Raw genomic sequence first — 18370 nt, 5'->3', positions numbered from 1 at the left:
TCGCTTCCTCGACATCGATCCGTCCTCCAGGCTCAAAGCCATACCAAAGGGCGGACCACTTCATTGGGGGCGGATCAGTGTGAGGTCGAGACGGAAGACGTGGGCATTCTGGATCGCGTCCGTGAGACCTTCGGGGACGTGCGGATCGGCCCTTAAGGATCCGCTGCCGACCCAAACCGGTCACCCAGGCTCGTGCTTCATCCGGCTAAAAGCGGACTTCGGAATCTATGGCCGCGGATGACTGCGATTGCTCGAATGCAGAATAGCAGATTTCGAGCGATCAGGTGGCGGGAGCATCCTTCGTGGTGCGTCAATGTTAGATCGACTCAGGCCTTACGCTCTGCAATTTTATGGGCCGACCAACCAGTAGGATCCCTATAGCGACCCACTTCAGCACGACGAGTCGTGGCTGACTCCACCTTCAAACCGTCGGATCTACGGTTCGGACCCAAGAGGCTTCACCCGAGCCTGCTCTCCTCAGCTTGTCGCAGGGGCTTGCAATCACGTTAGCTTGGCACGTCCGTCCTGCCTTCGGCCAAAGGCTCGGACGCCAGTGGCCAGCGCAGGCTCCTCAACCTTCAGGTCGGCTACAGGAGGCTTGCTTGTCCGCGAGATTGAAAAGCCGGATCGGATGATCGTCAGCAGGAAGGCGGTCAGCATCAACACAAAAGCGCCAAACGAGATGATCCGCTGCTGCATGTGCTCTATCCCGAGCGTGGTCCCGATCCGACTAGGATCCATGGTCGCGCGCAGCAGGCGTGCACGTTCACCGGACCAACTGCCAAACACGAGATAGTTGAGCGTCCCGCCGACGCGGCTTGGATCACGTCGAGCAACGTACTCGATGTGGCACGTCGACACGAGATAGTACCAGCGCGTGCATTTCGACTCCTTGATCGCCAGGTCGTCGACCAGTACCCAGCGTCCGCCGACTTGCAGATCGCTCGCGAGCTGTGGTCCTGCGTACACCAGAGGACCTACGAGCGTGAACGTTAGGGCGGCAAGGAACAGGAGGGTCCGAACCATCTGTCTGCCTCCGATAGCTGTGCGATGCGTGCAGCTGTGGTGCGTAAGCGGGACTTAAACATTTCAGCGAGGACGGGACGTTAGCCCCGCGCTTTAGCGAACAACCGTTTGCCGGACCAAGCCATGAAGGCTGCCATGGCGCCGACGCCGAGCAACGTCGGCAGGCTGCCAGCGAGGAGGCCGCCGGCTAGCGCCGCGAAGCCCCAAAGCAGGGCAAAACTCCAGCAGATCAGGCCGCGCATATAGTACGTGCCAGCTCTGGCCGCCGCAGCACCGGCGACGGCCGCGGATCGTGCCCCGGTGACGACTGCGCTCTCGCGTCCCCAGACTTCGGTCGGCTTGCGGATCATCAGGCTGCCCGCCCTGCCTTGAGCGCAGCCAGCCGCTGGGCGACGGCCGCGCTCTTCTGCAATGCGTCGATCTCCGCAACCCGGTGGATCGTCCCTGCTTCAGCCGGTGTGAAGCCGACGCCGCCCACACCCTTCATGGCGCGCTCGAACGCCTTCTCCGCAACGTCGAGCCGCTGACCGGGCGTGTGTTCACGACGCATGGAACCGGAGCCATTCCCCGCCTCGCCTTTGGAGACCTCGAAGGCGGCAAGCGCTTCCTCCATCTGCCCCTTGCGCGCCACCAGTGCCGCGAGGCCGGCCTCCAGTTCTGCCTCCTCAACCCGAACCTGCGCCTGCACATCATCGAGCGCCCTGGCTTGGGTCTCAAAGTCGATCTGCCGGGACAGGGCCGCCTCGGCGAGATCCTCTCGGCCCTCATCGACGGCGAAGGCGGCTTTACCACCCAGATCCTCGATGCGTTTCGCGAGCAGCTGTTGCTGGCGCGCTGCCTGCAGCCGACGCACCGTGATGCTTTCGAGTTCCGCCTTCGCCTGATCGATGGCCCGCTCCGCTTCACGGACGGCTTCGCGCATCACAGCCGGGCCACCTGCGGCTTCCAGCCTGTCGATCGCGTCCTCGACAGAGGCCGATAAAATCCGCGATATCCGTGAAAAGATGGATTCAGACATGGCTCACCTCAACAGCATCCATGAAGCAGGATCGCCTGTCGCCCATTGAATTTAAATTAATACCGAACAGTAATTATCGGTGAGATAAACAGTTTCTATACCCGGCGCCTCTATCCTGGCACGTGTGTTGGGGAGAGGCTTGCCCTTATGATTGATACCAGTCTCGTCCTGCTGGCCATCGCGCTGGCCGCCGCTCCGTTCTACATCGTCGTAGCGACACGGAACCGGCTCGTGGCGCTTGATCAGCGTTGCGAGACGGCTTTCGCCGACATCGATGCGCACCTCAAGCACCGGCAGAACCTGATCCCCGGGCTGGTCGAGACGGTCAGAGGCTATGCCAAGCACGAGCACGATGTCCTGCTCAGCGTCATCCAGGCCCGCACCGCCGCCCTCGCGGCGATCCAGCCCGAGGCACGCCTTGAGGCTGAGAAGAACCTAACACAGACCATCAATGCCCTGATCGGGGCGGCCGAGCGCTATCCCGAGTTGAAGGCATCGAGCCACTTCACGGCGCTGCGCGACGAGTTTGTCGCCGCCGAGAACCGCATCACGGCGTCGCGCCGCTTCTACAACCTCTCTGTCGGCGAGTATGGGGCGACGCTGCGTCAGTTCCCCGGCAGCCTCATCGCGCGGCTCTGGAAGATGCAGCTGCGCAAGCCATTCGACCTTGGCATCGAGCGCGTCCTCATCGACGAACCTGTCGCCTTCAAGTTCTGACTTGCCTGCGAGATCCATATGCTGCGCGTCAACGGCCTGTTCGGCTGGATCGCCGCGAATGACCGGCGTTCGCTGGTCCTGTTCGCCGGCTTTCTCGCCGCTTTCCATGTTGGAGCCGTACTAGCGCTCTACTTGCCGCTTGCCGCCCTCGATCCAGAGCATGCGCCGGTCTTCACCTGGGTCGGCTACGCGAGCCGCTACCTGGTTCTGGTGACGCTCGCCGGCATCATCCTGTTCGTTGCGCTACTGCTCTGGCACGTTCACGCAGTGCGCAGGGTCATGGCGTTCACGTTCGTCGACGAGCAGGACGAGCCGCGCCTGTGCCGCATCGTCGAACCGCTGGCGCTCAGTATGGGATTGCCGGTACCTTATGTCGGCGTGATCCGTTCAAGTGCGCTGAATGCGTTCGCCTGCGGCATCCGACGCAAGGACGCGGTCGTCGTGGTGACCCGTGGGCTCATCGATGGTCTCGACGACGACGAACTGGCGGGAGTGGTCGCGCACGAACTCGCGCACATCCGCAATGGCGACATCCGCCTGATGGCGGCCGCCAACGTGTGCCTGCGCCTGCTCGATCTGTTGATTACGCCGCGGATGAAGGAAACCACTCCGCTTAAGGAACTCGTGGGTCTCCCGATCCTGACGTTGTGGTTTCCGCCGATCCTCGTGTTCGTGCTGATCGTCAGCTTCGTCGCCCAGTCGGCGCTGAAGGCGGGCCGGCTCGTTCGGCTTCTGATCTCCTCATCCCGGGAGTTTATCGCCGACGCAGTCGCCGTGGAGGCTACGCAAAACCCGGCCGCCCTCATCTCGGCCTTGCGGAAGGTGCACGGCCACAGCGCGATTGCTGGGCTTCCGTCCGGTCAAGACGCGATGATGATCGACGGCGCGGCCGAGGGCGGACTGGCGACACACCCGAGGATGGATGAGCGCGTGAATGCGATCATCGCGATGACCGGGTCGATGGCACTCATTGCACCTGCGCGGCGCGACACGCGCCCGGATGCACTGCGCCGACCGGCCGACCATCTGTGCGACGCATTTGTCAGCCCCGGCCGGCGCGAGGCGTTCCGAGCGATGAGCGCCCTCCGTCGCGTTGCCACCGACGACACAAGGAATTGGCTCGGCCTGACCCGCAACATGAGCTACGGCGTCATCTTGGCGGTGGCAGCAATCCTGTGTTGCAACGCCAAGCGCCTCGACCGCCCAGCCGTATTGATCGAGATCTTCGATCCGCAGCCCTTCAACGTGTTCCTCGCGGCTGCAGCCAAGGGTATGGCCTGCAATATTGGGGCGATCGCCTCAATGGCTAACGTTCCACATCTGGCTCGAAAGTGCGATCCGAAAGAGTTGAGCGCGTTCCTCTCCGTACAAAGCGAGCATGCTGGGCCGTTTGGCGCGATGTTGACTATGATGGCCGACGCACCGGATGGCACCTTTGCATCGACTAAGATCATTCGGAACAAAGAAGTTGGTCGTTAACTCATCCAGCACGGTCGAGCGCACGACCAGCCAAACAGCACGATCTGTTTGCAGGTCCGGTTTGGTTGCGTCGGTCCTCGTAAGCGGACAGGCAGGAAACCACCCGGAGCGGTCATTCAGCTGTTTCGACCGTTATGTACAAAAAACGAACGTTTTCCCGACGATCACTGACCACGCATGCTCGGTCGACCAAAACGATTGCAACCGCGTCGGAGAACCGTGTCGGCTATTCAAACGTCGGCAAAACGCGCGTCACAGACGCCTGTAGCAAGAATGCTGCGATGTCCGGTTTAGCGCCTCGCGGTGCCGAAATCAGCCAGTCGGCTTTCGTGAAGAGTTTCGGGCGCCGGCAGGCGTACGAAAGTCTCCGAGGAACGAACCCGCGGAGACCGAGGCAGTCGGCTATGGGGATTGAGCGATCCGGCCTGATGGCGCGGGCGAGCGCGATGGCCGGCGAGGGGCTCGGCGGAGATGGCGGGGTGATCCGCCGGGACAGGCCGACGGCCAGCACGGGGTGGTCGGAGCGATGGCCGGCGGGTCTCGGTCTGGATCGGGCGGCCGGAAGTGCGGGTCGAGGCGGTCGGGGCGCAACGCTCCTCCGGCCGCGGCTCGAAGGCCGGCGGCATGATGGTGGCTGACGACGTGCCGGGTCACGGTGCTCTCATCCCGGTCAGGGCGGACGCGGTCGGCGGACCGCGCGGTTGCAGGAAGCGGCCGAAGGTCTCGACGACCGTCATGCGGCCGCCGCAGCACCGGCAGGGTGAGCGCCAGTCGGGCGGCGCCGTGGGCTCGGGCGGGATGACCGGCGGCGGGACGGCGAGCAGCGCTCGGATACGGGTGAGGTTGGCCCGGCGGCCGGCGCTGGCGAGCAGACCGTAGTGGCGGATGCGGTGGAAGCCCTTGGGTAGGACGTGCAGCAGGAAGCGCCGGATAAACTCGTGCGGGCCCAGCGTCAGGGTGCCGTAGCGCTCAGGCCCGTCGCGACGGTAGTCCTTGATGCGGAAGGTGACGCCGGCCTCATCGAAGCTCATCAGCCGGCTGTTCGAGATCGCCACACGGTGGGTGTAGCGCGACAGGTAGGCCAGCACCGCCGCGGGACCGGCGAACGGGGCTTTGGCGTAGACGACCCAGCGCTTCGTCCGGGCCGGGGACAGATGGCGCAGGAAGGCGCGGCGCTCGGCCAGGGGCGCTAGGCCGCCAAAGAAGACGAGCCGTCCGGCCGCGTGCAGCGCGCTCAGCCCGACCAGGAACAGGCGGCGGAACAGCTTGCCCAGCACCCGCACCGGCAGGAGGAAGGCCGGCCGCGACGACACCCACCGTGCACCATCAGGCGAGAGGCCGCCGCCGGGCACGATCATGTGGACGTGGGGATGATGCGTCAGCGCCGAGCCCCAGGTGTGCAGCACGGCGGTCAGGCCGATGCGGGCGCCGAGGTGCCTGGGATCGGCAGCGATGGTCAGCATCGTCTCCGACGCCGCGCGGAACAGCAGGTCGTAGACGGCGGCCTTGTTCTGGAGGGCGATGTCGGCGACCTGCGTCGGCAGGGTGAACACGACGTGGAAGTAGCCCACCGGCAGCAGGTCGGCCTCGCGCTCGGCCAGCCATGTGCGGGCCGCCGCCCCTTGGCATTTGGGGCAGTGCCGGTTGCGGCAGGAGTTGTAGGCGATCCGCCGGTGGCCGCAGTCGCCGCAGCCCTCGACGTGGCCGCCGAGCGCGGCGGTGCGGCAGTGCTCGATCGCCGCCATGACCTTGAGCTGCCGCAGGCTCAGGTGGCCGGCCTGGGCCGCCCGGTAGGCCGGCCCAGCAGCGCGGAAGACGTCGGCGACCTCGATCGCGGCGCGCACCGTCTCAGCCGGGCGCGATCTCTCCCGTCTTGAACAGACCCAGCTTGTCCAGCGGACTGGTCACGGTGCGTACCGTGCGGGTGGCGACCTTGGTGTAGAACGCCGTGTTCTCCAGCTTGGCGTGCCCGAGCAAGACCTGGATCACCCGGATGTCGATGCCGTCCTCCAAGAGGTGGGTGGCGAAGCTGTGGCGCAGGGTGTGCGGGCCGACCCGCTTGGCGATATCGGCCGCCCGGGCCGCCTCGACCACGATGCGGTGGAGGTGGCGGGTGCTGATCGGCTTCATCGGATGCTGGCCCGGGAACAGCCAGCCGTCACGCTGCATGACGCCCTGCTGGCGTCCGACCTTCCACCACTGGCGCAGCAGGGTGAGCAGGTCCGCCGGGAGCAGCGCGTTGCGGTATCGTCCGCCCTTGCCGCGCTCGACCCGGATGAGCATGCGCGCGCTGTCGATGTCGATGACTTTGAGCGCTGCGACCTCGGCCACGCGCAGGCCGGCGCCATAGGCCACCGACAGAGCAGCCTGATGCTTGAGGCAGGTGGTGGCGTCGAGCAGCCGGGTGACCTCGTCGCGGCTGAGCACCACCGGCAGCGTGCGCGGATAGGCGAGCCGGACGAGCTGGCGCGCGAGGTCGGGCCGGTCGAGGGTGTGGGTGAAGAAGAAGCGCAATGCCGAGACGATGGCGTTGAGGGTCGGCACCGGCACGCCGGCCTCGCGCTGCTCGACCTGGAAGCGGCGCAGGTCCTGCGCGGTGGCCGTGTCGGGCCGGCGCCCGAGGAAGGTGGCGAGGCGGCCGACGTCGCGGATGTAGTTGCGCTGGGTCTCGTGCGAGAACCGGCGCAGGCTCATGTCGTCGATCAGGCGCTGGCGCAGGGGGCTGACCGCGCTGGCGGGGAGAAGATCGTGCATCGTGGGGCTCCTCGGATGAAGGAGCCTCGATGCTCGACCCGCCTCCGACGGGCCTCAAACGATGCGCGACGGTCCCGACCCTACCGCGCCCTCACCACACGCACCCTCCCGCGCAGCGGGTTCGTTCTTCGGCCAACTCCGGCCGTCTGCTTCGCGACCATCCCGGTCATTCAGCCATTCTTGCTTGTATCCTGGAAGCAGACGTCGAGGGGTGAGGCTTGGTCATTTAGCGAGGGGTATCCCTCACGAACGATAGCGCGCCGGATCGTCGAGCGGGCCGCGTCGATGGCCAGCGTGGCGGCGCCTAGCGTCCGCGCCTCGGTTGGCCTGTTTAGTGCGTGGCGCGCTATGCTGCCCGCGAGGTCTTCCACCTCACCGGCCATGTTCTCCAGGCGCTCGGGGTCGGTCTCGCGGCGTGCGTCGGACCGGAGCTCCAGCAGCCGCGCGGTGGCCACTTCGATCCTCTCCCGGCGGATGCGCCCGAGGCGCTGCCTCACCCAGGCCGCCGTCGAGCCCAGGCCGCCACCCAGGATGGCCACGAGGTAGATCCAGCTCTCGTAGCGCTCGATGAAGGTCTCCTGCTCGCGTTCGTAGTAGTCGATGGCGCCTGGGTGGATGGGCAAGCGGGCGCTGGTAGCGTCCGCCGTATCCTCATAATCCGGATGGCTGACGTCTTCCGCTGCCGGGACGGTCTCGGCTAGGGCCGCGCGCATCTCGAACAGGTGCTGCGTCACCTCCGCGGCGAGGCTGCGCGACAGGTCGGCCCGCGCCATCAGGCGGTAAGACGAGCCGACTGTCGCCACGTCCTCCGCCGGAAGGCGCGGATGGCCGCCGAACAGGGCGGCCGGCACTGTGACCGGCTGCACGCGCGGCCAGCGCGCCAGCACCGCGGCGGTGTCGGGTACGCCGAACAGTGCGACCTCGCCATCGGCGCTCGCCTCTCGAACCAGCCCGACAACCCGCCGCGCGGCCGAGGACGTAGGCGTCGTCAACAGCACCATCGCGTCGATACGGCCGTCCCCAAGCGCGGCCGCCACATCGGTCTCCTCTACCGGCACGAGGGCGACAGCCTTCTGCGGTAGGGGGCCGCCTGGAGCGCCGGTCAGAAGCTCCATTTCGTAATGGGCGACCAAGGTGCCGACCAGCGCCCTATCGGCGGTCCTGTTCGACAGCACGCCTAGTCGCCTGGCCGCCAAATCCGGGAAATCCTTGATACCGGATTGCGCGGGGGCGACAACGAACGCCGCCAGCCTTCGCAAGACGGCTAGGGTAAGGCCGTTCCCCGGCATCGAGACGTCCGGACGGACTACCGCGAGGTCGGCCTTCGGTCTTGAGCGCCTCTGCACTCTCGCGCACCCCGTCGAAAGCCGACACCGTCAGCCGGATGCCGAGCTTCCTGCGGGCGAGTTCGTCGGCGTAGGCCCGTAACAGGGCCGGCTCGGGGCCGCCTTTCGGGGCGACCGCGATGGTCAGCGCCGTAGGCCGCATCAGGTGGAGCGCGGCGGCGATCCCGAGGACGACAAGGAACGCCAGACCGAGAAGAAGCCATGCTTCCCGGCCAACCGGAAATGCCAACTTACGCACGCACGCTCCTCGCCCGCCGCGGCCCTGCCAGATAGTGTTGCCCAGGTGGGCGACGTGATGCCTGTTTTCGAGTGGGCGAGGAGTAGGCCGCCGAGCAATCGGCCGCTCCTGCTTGGACGCGTGCGAGCATGTGGGGGGCTGCCCGCTCAGCCGGTAATCTCGCCGTCGACGTTCGGCTGGGGCACCGTTTTCGCGTTTCAGGATGTCCAAAAAAGGTACTCAGCGGCGATCCGGTTCAGCGCTATCGAGGACGCTTGGAAGCGCTTTCCCTCTCTCGGACCCCCCGGCTCGCCGGCGCGGGCTTTTTCGCGTGCCTCATCAAGCCTCATCAAGCACGATGCTGGCTGCCAGGGTGGCTATCGATAGGTCCTCGCCCTCAGCGGTGGATGTGCGCACGTGGTAGCCGTCTCCCTCGAGCTCCTGGACTCTTTGAAGCGCCTCGGTGGCTGTCTCGGCCTGATGGACGACGCTCGGCTTCTCGGTGTTGGCGAGGTTGGCGCCAGCGATGATGTAACCCATAGATCCTCCTGCTGGGCGCCCTGCATAGGCTGGCTAGATGGCGCTCGCGAGGCCGAGCCCCGCTCCATCGTAGCGGCGGACTACAGGCACACATGAGGGTATCTGGACTTGCCTCGAGAAAGTGGAGAGCTCTTTTCCTGAAGGAGGAGGGGTCCGATGGCAGACCGGAAGCAGACCTTTACCCCTGAGTTTCGTGCTGAGGCGGTGCGATTGGCCCAGACGAGCGGGCGGTCCCGCCGCGAGGTCGCCGCCGATCTCGGTGTCGGGCTCTCGACGCTGCGCAACTGGATCGACGGTCGACGCGAGCGGGAGATGGACAACCCACCGGCCGATCGGCAGGAGGACATGGCCGCCGAGCTCAAGCGTCTGCGGCGCGAGAACGAGGTGCTGCGCCAGGAGCGGGAGATCCTGAAGCGGGCCACGGCTTTTTTCGCCAAGGAGGGAAGTCGATGAGGTTCCGCCTCATCGACGCGGCGAAGAAGGACTTCCCTGTCGCGCGCCTGTGCAAGGTTCTCGATGTCAGTCCGAGCGGCTACTTTGCCTGGAAGAGTCGTCCGGCCTCGACGCGGCAGCGCGAGGACCTCGTGCTGCTTGCCCACGTCCGATCCGCGTTCACGCTCTCGCACGAGACGTACGGCAGCCCGCGCATGACCCACGAGTTGCGTGAGCAGGGTTTGGCGGCAGGCAGAAGGCGCGTGGCCCGGCTGATGCGGGAGAACGGGCTCAAGGCTCGCCAGCCGCGCCGCTTCCGGCGCACGACGGACAGCGGCCACGCCTTCCCGATCGCGCCCAACCACCTCGACCAGGACTTCATGGCGGCCGGGCCGGATCGGAAGTGGGGAAGCGATATCTCCTACATCTGGACGCGGGAGGGTTGGCTGTACCTGGCGGTGGTCCTCGACTTGTACTCTCGGCGGGTCGTGGGCTGGGCGGCGAGCGACCGTCTCCACAAGGAACTCGCGCTGACCGCGCTGCGACGAGCCCTCGTCGTCCGGCAGCCTGGATCAGATCTGCTCCATCATTCCGACCGCGACAGTCAGTACTGTTCAAACGAGTATCAGGCAGAACTACGAGGACATGGCATCGTGATTTCGATGTCTGGCAAGGGAAATTGCTTCGACAACGCGATGGTCGAGACGTTCTTCAAGACGCTGAAGAGCGAGTTGGTCTGGCGCACCGCGTTCCAGACACGAGCCGATGACGTCCCCCCATCGCTTTGGTCCGGCGTGAGTGCGAGTTTTCCGGTTTTGTGAGACCCTGAGGGGAGGAGCAGAGCCGTGAAGAAGAGCAGGTTCACCGAGGAGCAGATCGCCTTCGCGCTGAAGCAGGCCGAGACCGGGACACCGGTCGCGGAGGTGCTGCGTCGGATGGGCATCTCCGAGCAGACGTTTTACCGCTGGAAGAAGCTCTACGGCGGCTTGGGCACAGGCGAGCTGAGGCGGCTGAAGCAGCTTGAGGACGAGAACCGCAAGCTCAAGCAACTCGTGGCCGATCTGAGCCTCGACAAGCACATCTTGCAGGACGTGCTCGCAAAAAAGCTCTGACGCCTGCTCGGCGACGCGAACTCGTGCACCAGGTTCAGGAGGCGCACGGGGTGAGCGAGCGGCGCGGCTGCGCCGCGCTCGGCGTCGGCCGGTCGGGCGTCCGCTACCGCTCGACCAAGCCCGATCAGGCACCACTGCGGATGCGCATCTGCGATCTGGCCAAGAGCCGGGTGCGCTACGGCTACTTCAGGATCTACATCCTGCTGCGCCGGGAAGGTTGGCGGGTGAATCACAAAAGGGTCCACCGCCTCTACAGGGATGAGGGCCTTAGCCTGCGGCTCAAGCGGCCCCGCCGGCACGTCAGTGCGGCACACCGTGAGCGTCAGCCGGCCGCGCTCCGGCCGAACGAACGCTGGTCGATGGACTTCGTCTCCGACGCGCTGTTCGATGGCCGCCGGCTGCGAGCTCTGACGGTCGTCGATGCGTTCACGCGCGAGGCCCTGGCGATTGAGGTCGACCAAGGCAACAAGGGCGAGCAGGTCGTGGCGGTCGTCGCCCGCTTGGCAATGCTGCGCGGAGCACCGTGCGCGATCCAGGTCGATAATGGGCCTGAGTTCGTCTCGAAAGCACTCGACCGCTGGGCCTACGAGAACGGCGTCACGTTGGACTTCTCGCGCCCTGGCAAGCCGACCGACAACGCGCTGGTCGAGTCGTTCAACGGCCGCCTGCGCGACGAGTGCCTGAACGCGAACTGGTTCTTGTCGTTGGCCGACGCCAGGAGCAAGATCGAGACGTGGCGGCGGCAGTACAACGAGAGCCGTCCTCACACCGCCCTGGGGTGGCTGACACCCCAGGAATTCGCCCTGGCGGCGGCCCTGCAGGCCGCCGAATGAGATCCGGAGGCTCACCTTTCGGCCGGACCAAAATCCGGGGGACCCTCACAAAACCGGAAAACTCGCACTCACGCCGGACCAAAGCGATGGGGGGACGTCAGCTCGCGCGACTGATCCGCCAGTTGGCTGGCTGCGCCCACTCGGGCTTTGCCCCACACGTAGCCTCATACCAGCTGAGCGCGGAGGCGAGCCGTTGCACCAGCTCCCGAGCGAGCCCGCACAAGTGCCGACGCGGAGTGACAAACATCCACGAAGGAATGATGTTATGCTCCAAGCGAGGCACCTTCGCAGGTGGCTGCGATGCACCTGCGATCGAAGGAACCTGCGTGGTCGGGCGTTCCAAGAGTCATCTGACGAATATGACCGGCGCGGAATTCCGTTCGCGCCTCCGTGAGCTAGGGCGAACGGATGCAGCATTCGCGGAGGAGGTCGGCAGTTCAACTCGCAGCGTGAGCCGATGGGTCAGCGAAGGGCCACCGCCCGAAATCGCCTATCTCGTCGACCTCTTGCTGACTCTCGAGTTGCATATCGGCGCACCCATTTCGCCGGAAGGAGGTGCGGGAAAGGACGCTTTTGATATCGTGTTCGACGACATGCTTGCGCGCGCAGCTATAAGTGGCCGAAAATCCGAATTGATTGCGAGTATGCGCCGCTGGTTAGAGCACCAATATGTCAAGATGAGCAGAAGTACTACTGGTGAAAGTTAGCATCTCGCAGTCGTCGATCGCACGCGAACGCCCGCGACGTCTCGAGGTCAACGGGAAGACGGACGCACCGTCCAAGCTGGTAGCCGTCTTCCCCCAGCGGCTGGCCGCCGCACGTCGGTCCTTCAGTTGAGCTGAGAGTTGCTCAACCCGGTTGCAGCCGTTGAGGCGTCATTTCGGGCAAGCGGCGGGAGACTCATTCCTCGGCGGCGGGATCGCGGGCCGAGCGTCCTTGCTCCAGACGTGCTCGCGGAAGAAGTAGCTGTCATGGTCGCGATTGCCGACAGCCTACCTAAGCATGCCCGGAAGCTGATCGAGCAGCGGGAACGCAAGCGGCCACTCATACCCTGCGCCGGCACAATCAAGGCTGTCGCGAGGCCTTGCCATCAGCGATCACGCGCACCGTGGTGGCACACCCACCAAGTGATCGGCCATGAGCCTAACGATCGTCTCGGTTTCAGCTGCAAACTCCGTCATTTCGCAACCACTGGCCCCATTCTCCGGAGCGAGCCCGCTGGTTCCGTCGAGAGAAACCGCGCCGCCTTGCGAGCCGTACTCCTGAGAGGCTGAGGAGCCGCTTCCAAACGCAAGCGCGGGCTCAATAGATGGAGAGCTGGGCGGTCCATCGCCAAGGTCCAGGCTCGACTCCCACAGCGCGCCGCTTGCTTCGGTCTGGATCCGCCAGAAGATGGCCGAGAAGGCGCAGCGAAAAATTCTGCGGGCTCCCACTCCGATTTGCCCGTTGCGCCTCCGATAGCACCGATCCCGAGCAGCGTGGACAAGTCGCTCATTACATCAGACGGCTCAAGCGGTTACAGTAACAACCGGTGACGGGCATCCCCATGATTCACAGATCCGCCAGAAGCGTTCATTTGGTGGTGCGCCATTTTGTCTATACTGTATCCATGCTGGTATTTCGGGGCCGATCGGAGGCAATGCCGCCGGATGTCGGATGTTAATGATGGCAGCTGGCTCGCGATGATTGCCGCCGCGATGAGTTAATGTCTCGCCGATCCGTGCGTTGCCGGTGCGAGCTGAGCAGGCATGGAGGCAATCAAGATGGACCCAATCTCCCCAGCTGAACTAAGGAACGAATTTGGACGGAAAGCGAGTCGTCACAGTTTTGTATCGATAAAAAACATGCGGCCGATCAGATATAATCAGCGCTGGCACCGTGATGCCCTTGTCCAACTATCCCTTGATCCGTCTGTGATAGCATTCGAAGCCGAGTCCGAGCCGCTCCCCCACGAAGTGCTGAACTTGATCGTTACCATTTTGGGCGGGCAGATGCGTGTTTCCCTCGTTCGGGACCACACCAACAGCACTGACTCAAACCAAGCGAAAGACCAGATAAGAATCAGCAGATCGACGATTCTGCGGGAGCCAAGAGCGAGTAATGCAAGAGCAATATGGGCCACTCGAAAGAGCATCGTATCTATCGGAGACAGAGTGAGAATTTTAGGAAAGCTAGATGCTGCGCCGAATGGCCTCAAGTTGGCGGAGTTGCTCGCATGCATCTCGACGTCACGAGTCGACCCAGTCGATGCAATCCTTGCTCTTGTATGCCAGGGCTTGGTCACTCTCGATATCGAGAAGCCAATCGCACCAAGCACAACCGTCCGACGTTCCTTGAATCCAAGATCGGACTGTGGACCCAAGACAGCTTTGAAGTCCTAGCTCGCGTCCTTGAGTACGGATAATCAGCTGATTGTTCCGGAGCGGGGCCGATCCGAATGTGTCCGGAGCTTTTGGAGGGCAGCGGAGATCAATCGTCCATGTCCATCCAAGCCACTTGCCACCGCTGTCCAATGCTCTACAAAATGCCGAGGATTGCTCTTCGTCTCCGCCTGAGGGAGCGAACCCAGATGTCGAAACGACGTCGAGAGATTGAGCAGCTTGAGGCTGAAATCGCTGCCATGGAGCAGCAGGTTCAGCAGATCGCTTCTAAGCGAGCAGTCGCAGTACTGCGTATGAGAACGCTCGAAGCCATGGAATTTTTCGAGACCGCGGCCGTTCCACATCAGGAGCGACAAGGGCATTTACCTCTCATACCCATCAATGGCGACATGCGAGGTGGTCCTTCTGAGCAGCGAAGTCGGCCGATAAAGGGAAAAAATACTACGACTGCACCCACTGACAAGAAGCGGTTGGTTGATAGAGACAAGCTGGCTGAATTGACGCGCCAACTGTGTCCAGCGCGTCAAAAAGCCGTGCTTCTGGTCGTCGAGATGATCGAAGCAGCGTATCCTTCAAGCGTCACATCTGCGGAGATCAATTCTCGATTCGCTGAAGATGGGACCGTCTCGATATCCGTGCTTGCGAAGTGCAAGACGGCTCTCCATCGGTCTCAGCTCGTGTCATTTAGTCGGGTAGATCAGAGGTGGTCCATCAAAGGAGCGCCAACTGACTCCGAGTCGCCAGGTTTGGCAATCGTGCCAGCATGACTGTGCAGCGGAGGAAGCATGAATTCACCGGCTTACAGCTGGGAGGCCGCCGGAAAGGTGGTGCGCAATAGCGCAAAGCGAAGGCGCGGCCTTTTGGGCCGCGCCTTCCAGGTGCGAATCTCAGGCTAGCAACCAGCTTCGCACCTCCAGACACTTTCGATTCGTCTGTTTCGAAGCCCCTGTGGCAAGCAGGGACTTCGACCGACACTCTGCAGGTACCATGCCGCTGTAGCAAGCAGAGGCACGGGCCGAGCGCTGAGACTTTGGCATTTTTGACGTCAAAGGCAAGCCTCTCCCCTGTGGGATCGGTCGGTACTGGGCGGTCGACGGCTTTCAGCACGCGCCCCTGTGTTCCGCGGGCAAACAGCTCAGCAGGTTGGAAGGCCCGTCCATCCGGCTCCCAACCTTGGATATCGAGCGCGGCGAAGTGGGTGCCGGACCGGCCCCCGCCAAGAGGTGTCATCGACTCCCTCATGCATCGAGCTCGCGTCGTGTTGGTCCGTAGCCGTTCCTCAAGCCGTTCCGGGGCGCGGGCAATAACGGCAGCAGGCACAGCACGGCGAGCAGATGGCGCGCGGCTGAGTGTGGATTGGCAGCAGTAGACGAAAAATTTTCCCTGTAGAAATAAGCATATTTATCGGGCCAAGCGACTGAACTGCCGATCGCAGAAGGAGAGGTTTAGTTTATCGGAGGAGATGTCATGTTTCAACCTCGTGTATTTAGGAGCGCTGACAAAAGAATACTGCATAAATCTGGACCCGAAAAAGTCTGGGAAAGCCTTGGTCCGGGCGTAGAGGTATTCAGATATCCAACTGGCGAACCCGTACGGCGGATCATCACTCAAGGTGGCTCAAGGAAAGTTGGCGGGTTCTACTCGTGGAAGATGATGAACCACACCGTCTTCGAGTCTGTGACCGAAGAGCGTTGCAGCATGCTGATGGACGTTCACTCCGCCGTTGACGCATTCTACGCCCAGCCTGAAACCATCCGCGTTACGGGTACCGAAGGCAATTCCTTCGAGTACACTCCGGACTTTCTAAGCATTTTAGGTGGAACAAGGTTCCGACTTGAGAATAAGCGTGCTTGTGATCTGTGGCCACCGAAACCGGCCGACCGCTACGACGAGTCGGGCATCCGGAAATGGGAGAAAGCCGCACTTGTGCGCGCTCGCCTCCGTGCCGTGCGGCAAGCCTACACACGCTGCGGCCTACAATGGAAATTGGTCTTAGACCTTCATATCGCCAACATGGCTGCACCGGAGGTAGTGGACGAACTGGTCTCACATGGCGGACGTCCGATTAGTGAGGGGGATTGGCGCCGCCTCCGGGAACATATTATCGCAGCCGAAAACGCCACGACGCTGGATGCCGCGTCCGCTGTTCTGCGTGAAGCAGAGGACCCGCGGGGGACGGTTCTGGCGCGTGTAAGTGAGGGCCTCCTCGGGATCGATCTCCACGAAATCCCTAGAGACGAGAGCCTTGTCTTCCTCACCGGCAGACGGAGGGACGAGGTATGACGGACGTCATGGAAGCGGACCTGAGCAGCGAAGACTCAATCGAGCCGGTCACCATAGATCATATTGTACCTGACGATCTTGAGGTCGGGGCTTTCATTATCTACGAAGGAAGGCCGTTTAGTTTCCTTCATAAAGATGAAGGGTGTGCGCCACTTATTTTCAAATCCGAAACCGGCCCTCCTCGGCTGATTGAGCTGCTGCCGACCGAATATATTCACAAAATTGCGCTCGGCGAAATAAAAAGGCCTGGTAGAAAAAACATCGCCGGACTAAATGCAGAGCCTGAGTCGTATAGGCATGACGAGAAATTTGAGGCGCTTCCTAAAAAAGCGCGAGAAGTTGCAGGATTGAAGGATTTATATGTCGAAGAGTTTGCGCGCAGGATCCGAGACGCCGAAGAACGAGGTGAGAGGTTCGCGCGAAACGAAACGAATGCATTGATTGTTCGCGAAATCGTAGATGCTGCTCTACCAAAGGACGTTCATCCACCGGCCATGCGATCGGCCCGCAGCATTTTGCGTTGGTTGCAGAGATCGGAGCTTAAGAAGGGCTCTCCGATGGCGAACGTCCACGGCAACTACCAACGTCCATACAACCGTAAAATATCCCAACGTGTGCTGGACCTTATTGCCACGATCATTCGTGAACAAGCCGACACTCTACCTCATGCCTTGCGGCCAGGTATTATCCGCGGTCAAGTAAACACCAAAATTAAAGAAATAAATTTGGAGGAGAGTCTCCAAATACCGCCAGTAAGAACAACAACTGTGACTTCAGAGTTCAATCGTTACGACGGATGGATACGGCTTGCAGCTACAAAGGGTAAACATGCGGCGGACTTGGAATTCGGTGCCGTCGGAAAACTCGTCCGGCCAACACGTATCAATCAGCATTGGGAGCTTGACCATCACTCGATCGACCTCATCCCCATTTTAGGAAGCACAGAACTCGGGCAAATGTTGTCAAAATCGGCGTTAGGCAGATTGGACATAACTTTAGCGATAGACGTTTACTCGGGCTATCCCGTTGGATTCTACCCGTCTTTCGAAGGTACTGGTCTGCTGCCTTCTTTGATGTGCATTGCTCATGGCGTTCAGGAAAAGACCTACGTGGCTCAACGCTTCCCGCATATCAGCGGCTCACTGCTCGCACATGGCAAGCCTACCAAGGTCCGGTTCGATCGCGCACGGGAGTACGTCGGCAGACAGATGGCGAGATCTCTCCGCAGAGTTGGAATTGGCTTCGAGCTGGCGCGACCCAGATTTCCAGACGATAAACCATACATTGAACGATTTTTTGGAACGCTCGAGAATGATTTCGTCTCTTGGCTTAAAGGAAGAACCGGATCAAGCCCTCGTGACAGGGGTGCTGCAAACCCCGCGAAGGAGGCGGCTATTGAACTAGATGATTTCGTTGCGCTTCTGCACGAATATTTTATCACTGTTTACGCTCGCAGACCCCAAAGAGGTCTTGATTGGGAAACCCCGGAGCAACGCTGGCTGCGAGGTCTGCGAAACTATAAGCCTAGGCTTCTGACTCCTGATGAACAAGCTCGCGTAGACGTTCTTGCCTCCATTGAGGTAAAGGTGAACGCTGGCCGGGAGGGGATACAGTGGCGCAACAAGCATTATCAATCCCCGGAGCTTCAGAGCATCCGCCGTACGTCGGGTAATTTCGGAGTTCGCAAAAACTCTATGACTCCGCTGATTGGCAGAATTTCACTACGAGACGTCGGCGTTATATTCGTGTCCGTTCCTAATACTGATACTCCCTCAGAGATTGCTGTTCCCTGTACCGCAGCGGCAGCACACGGCAGGACTGTTTGGCAGGACGAAGTTGTACAGGCGCTTCTTCGCCAGAAGAAAAAGAATCCGCAATCGAAGATCGACTATGAGGATGGATTTTCGGCGCTGTTCCGCCGGTCGATTGGATGCATGGGCATCAAAACCGACAAAGCCTCGAAGCTTGGTTCATCTCGCGGTGCAGTTACCGCTGCACGATTTACCGGCGTGATGGTCGACGGCGTATGTAAACATGCTTTGACGCGTCTGGTTCGTGACGGCACTGCGCTTGATCTGTTCGGCCAATTGGCGGCGCAAGATAAAAGCCAGGCGGTCTGCGAAGAAAATATAAATGCAATAAATACGGATGATGAGGACATCGTCGATATCTACGATGACATGCCTGCCGATGAAATAGATATGAGCGATCTCCTCGGTGAGGAGGATTGAG

The 18370-nt window shown here is 62.0% G+C and carries 13 protein-coding genes and 2 pseudogenes; 8 read left to right on the top strand and 7 right to left on the bottom strand.

What is annotated here, in order from left to right; translation table 11 throughout:
• Positions 1 to 501: 501 nt before the first annotated feature.
• The 3 genes from LGR69_RS10035 to LGR69_RS10025 all read right to left on the bottom strand — a co-directional run bounded on the left by LGR69_RS10035 (position 502) and on the right by LGR69_RS10025 (position 2044).
• The gene (locus LGR69_RS10035) at positions 502 to 1026 is read right to left on the bottom strand and encodes a hypothetical protein (RefSeq protein WP_059410302.1); all 525 of its coding nucleotides are present in this window, start codon (positions 1024 to 1026) and stop codon (positions 502 to 504) included.
• Between the two features lie 80 nt (positions 1027 to 1106).
• Positions 1107 to 1376 (bottom strand): hypothetical protein, encoded by a 270-nt coding sequence (locus LGR69_RS10030; RefSeq protein WP_143739342.1) that lies wholly within the window; start codon positions 1374 to 1376, stop codon positions 1107 to 1109.
• Positions 1376 to 2044 (bottom strand): PspA/IM30 family protein, encoded by a 669-nt coding sequence (locus tag LGR69_RS10025; protein ID WP_059410301.1) that lies wholly within the window; start codon positions 2042 to 2044, stop codon positions 1376 to 1378. Before LGR69_RS10025 ends, LGR69_RS10030 begins: the two co-directional genes overlap by 1 nt.
• A 147-nt stretch (positions 2045 to 2191) precedes the next feature.
• Here LGR69_RS10025 and LGR69_RS10020 point away from each other — a divergent pair, with 147 nt between their 5' ends.
• Together LGR69_RS10020 and LGR69_RS10015 are read left to right on the top strand one after the other, a co-directional pair.
• Positions 2192 to 2761, top strand: coding sequence for a LemA family protein (locus tag LGR69_RS10020; protein WP_059410300.1), 570 nt, complete (start codon positions 2192 to 2194; stop codon positions 2759 to 2761).
• 18 nt (positions 2762 to 2779) lie between these two features.
• The gene (locus LGR69_RS10015) at positions 2780 to 4240 is read left to right on the top strand and encodes a M48 family metalloprotease (RefSeq protein WP_059410299.1); all 1461 of its coding nucleotides are present in this window, start codon (positions 2780 to 2782) and stop codon (positions 4238 to 4240) included.
• 650 nt (positions 4241 to 4890) lie between these two features.
• Here LGR69_RS10015 and LGR69_RS10010 read toward each other — a convergent pair.
• The 4 genes and pseudogenes from LGR69_RS10010 to LGR69_RS09995 form a co-directional block, all read right to left on the bottom strand.
• Positions 4891 to 6084 (bottom strand): IS91 family transposase, encoded by a 1194-nt coding sequence (locus LGR69_RS10010; protein WP_043388075.1) that lies wholly within the window; start codon positions 6082 to 6084, stop codon positions 4891 to 4893.
• 4 nt (positions 6085 to 6088) lie between these two features.
• Positions 6089 to 6994 (bottom strand): tyrosine-type recombinase/integrase, encoded by a 906-nt coding sequence (locus LGR69_RS10005; protein ID WP_179696864.1) that lies wholly within the window; start codon positions 6992 to 6994, stop codon positions 6089 to 6091.
• 170 nt (positions 6995 to 7164) lie between these two features.
• Positions 7165 to 8578: pseudogene (locus LGR69_RS10000) on the bottom strand (TAXI family TRAP transporter solute-binding subunit).
• A 318-nt stretch (positions 8579 to 8896) separates the two neighbouring features.
• Positions 8897 to 9097: a hypothetical protein gene (locus tag LGR69_RS09995; protein WP_059410323.1), complete on the bottom strand. Its 201-nt coding sequence runs from the start codon at positions 9095 to 9097 to the stop codon at positions 8897 to 8899.
• 156 nt (positions 9098 to 9253) lie between these two features.
• Between LGR69_RS09995 and LGR69_RS09990 the strand changes: the two are divergent.
• From LGR69_RS09990 to LGR69_RS09965, 6 genes and pseudogenes are all read left to right on the top strand, one after another.
• Positions 9254 to 10296: pseudogene (locus LGR69_RS09990) on the top strand (IS3 family transposase); the annotation flags it as partial.
• A gap of 78 nt (positions 10297 to 10374) precedes the next feature.
• Positions 10375 to 11474 (top strand): IS3-like element ISMex11 family transposase gene (locus LGR69_RS09985; RefSeq protein WP_089231740.1). Its coding sequence is split into 2 segments (ribosomal slippage): positions 10375 to 10627 and positions 10627 to 11474, totalling 1101 coding nucleotides; the frame shifts between segments, so codons are not numbered across the junction.
• Between the two features lie 236 nt (positions 11475 to 11710).
• Complete coding sequence (locus LGR69_RS09980; protein ID WP_139239579.1) at positions 11711 to 12181, top strand: hypothetical protein; 471 nt, start codon at positions 11711 to 11713, stop codon at positions 12179 to 12181.
• Positions 12182 to 14043: 1862 nt separating this feature from the next.
• A complete protein-coding gene (locus LGR69_RS09975; protein ID WP_139239580.1) occupies positions 14044 to 14622 on the top strand; it encodes an ABC transporter C-terminal domain-containing protein in 579 nt (192 codons plus the stop codon).
• Between the two features lie 700 nt (positions 14623 to 15322).
• Positions 15323 to 16138 carry a hypothetical protein gene (locus tag LGR69_RS09970; protein ID WP_139239581.1) on the top strand — a complete coding sequence of 272 codons (816 nt, stop codon included), beginning with the start codon at positions 15323 to 15325 and terminating at the stop codon, positions 16136 to 16138.
• Positions 16135 to 18369: a DDE-type integrase/transposase/recombinase gene (locus LGR69_RS09965; RefSeq protein WP_081948797.1), complete on the top strand. Its 2235-nt coding sequence runs from the start codon at positions 16135 to 16137 to the stop codon at positions 18367 to 18369. The genes LGR69_RS09970 and LGR69_RS09965 overlap by 4 nt, the downstream gene beginning before the upstream one ends.
• The last annotated feature ends 1 nt before the right edge of the window (position 18370 follow it).

Origin of the sequence: Methylobacterium brachiatum (genome assembly GCF_020523825.1) — a bacterium.
GTDB classification, from domain to species: Bacteria; Pseudomonadota; Alphaproteobacteria; order Rhizobiales; family Beijerinckiaceae; genus Methylobacterium; species Methylobacterium brachiatum.
Note: the sequence above shows the minus strand (reverse complement) of the source record. Positions and strands in the feature narration are given on the sequence as shown.

Excerpts from the sequence above, each read along its gene's own strand:
- LGR69_RS10035 (WP_059410302.1), bottom strand. The coding sequence starts at position 1,026 with ATGGTTCGGACCCTCCTGTTCCTTGCCGCCCTAACGTTCACGCTCGTA.
- LGR69_RS10030 (WP_143739342.1), bottom strand. The coding sequence starts at position 1,376 with ATGATCCGCAAGCCGACCGAAGTCTGGGGACGCGAGAGCGCAGTCGTC.
- LGR69_RS10025 (WP_059410301.1), bottom strand. The coding sequence starts at position 2,044 with ATGTCTGAATCCATCTTTTCACGGATATCGCGGATTTTATCGGCCTCT.
- LGR69_RS10020 (WP_059410300.1), top strand. The coding sequence starts at position 2,192 with ATGATTGATACCAGTCTCGTCCTGCTGGCCATCGCGCTGGCCGCCGCT.
- LGR69_RS10015 (WP_059410299.1), top strand. The coding sequence starts at position 2,780 with ATGCTGCGCGTCAACGGCCTGTTCGGCTGGATCGCCGCGAATGACCGG.
- LGR69_RS10005 (WP_179696864.1), bottom strand. The coding sequence starts at position 6,994 with ATGCACGATCTTCTCCCCGCCAGCGCGGTCAGCCCCCTGCGCCAGCGC.
- LGR69_RS09995 (WP_059410323.1), bottom strand. The coding sequence starts at position 9,097 with ATGGGTTACATCATCGCTGGCGCCAACCTCGCCAACACCGAGAAGCCG.
- LGR69_RS09975 (WP_139239580.1), top strand. The coding sequence starts at position 14,044 with ATGTCGAAACGACGTCGAGAGATTGAGCAGCTTGAGGCTGAAATCGCT.
- LGR69_RS09970 (WP_139239581.1), top strand. The coding sequence starts at position 15,323 with ATGTTTCAACCTCGTGTATTTAGGAGCGCTGACAAAAGAATACTGCAT.
- LGR69_RS09965 (WP_081948797.1), top strand. The coding sequence starts at position 16,135 with ATGACGGACGTCATGGAAGCGGACCTGAGCAGCGAAGACTCAATCGAG.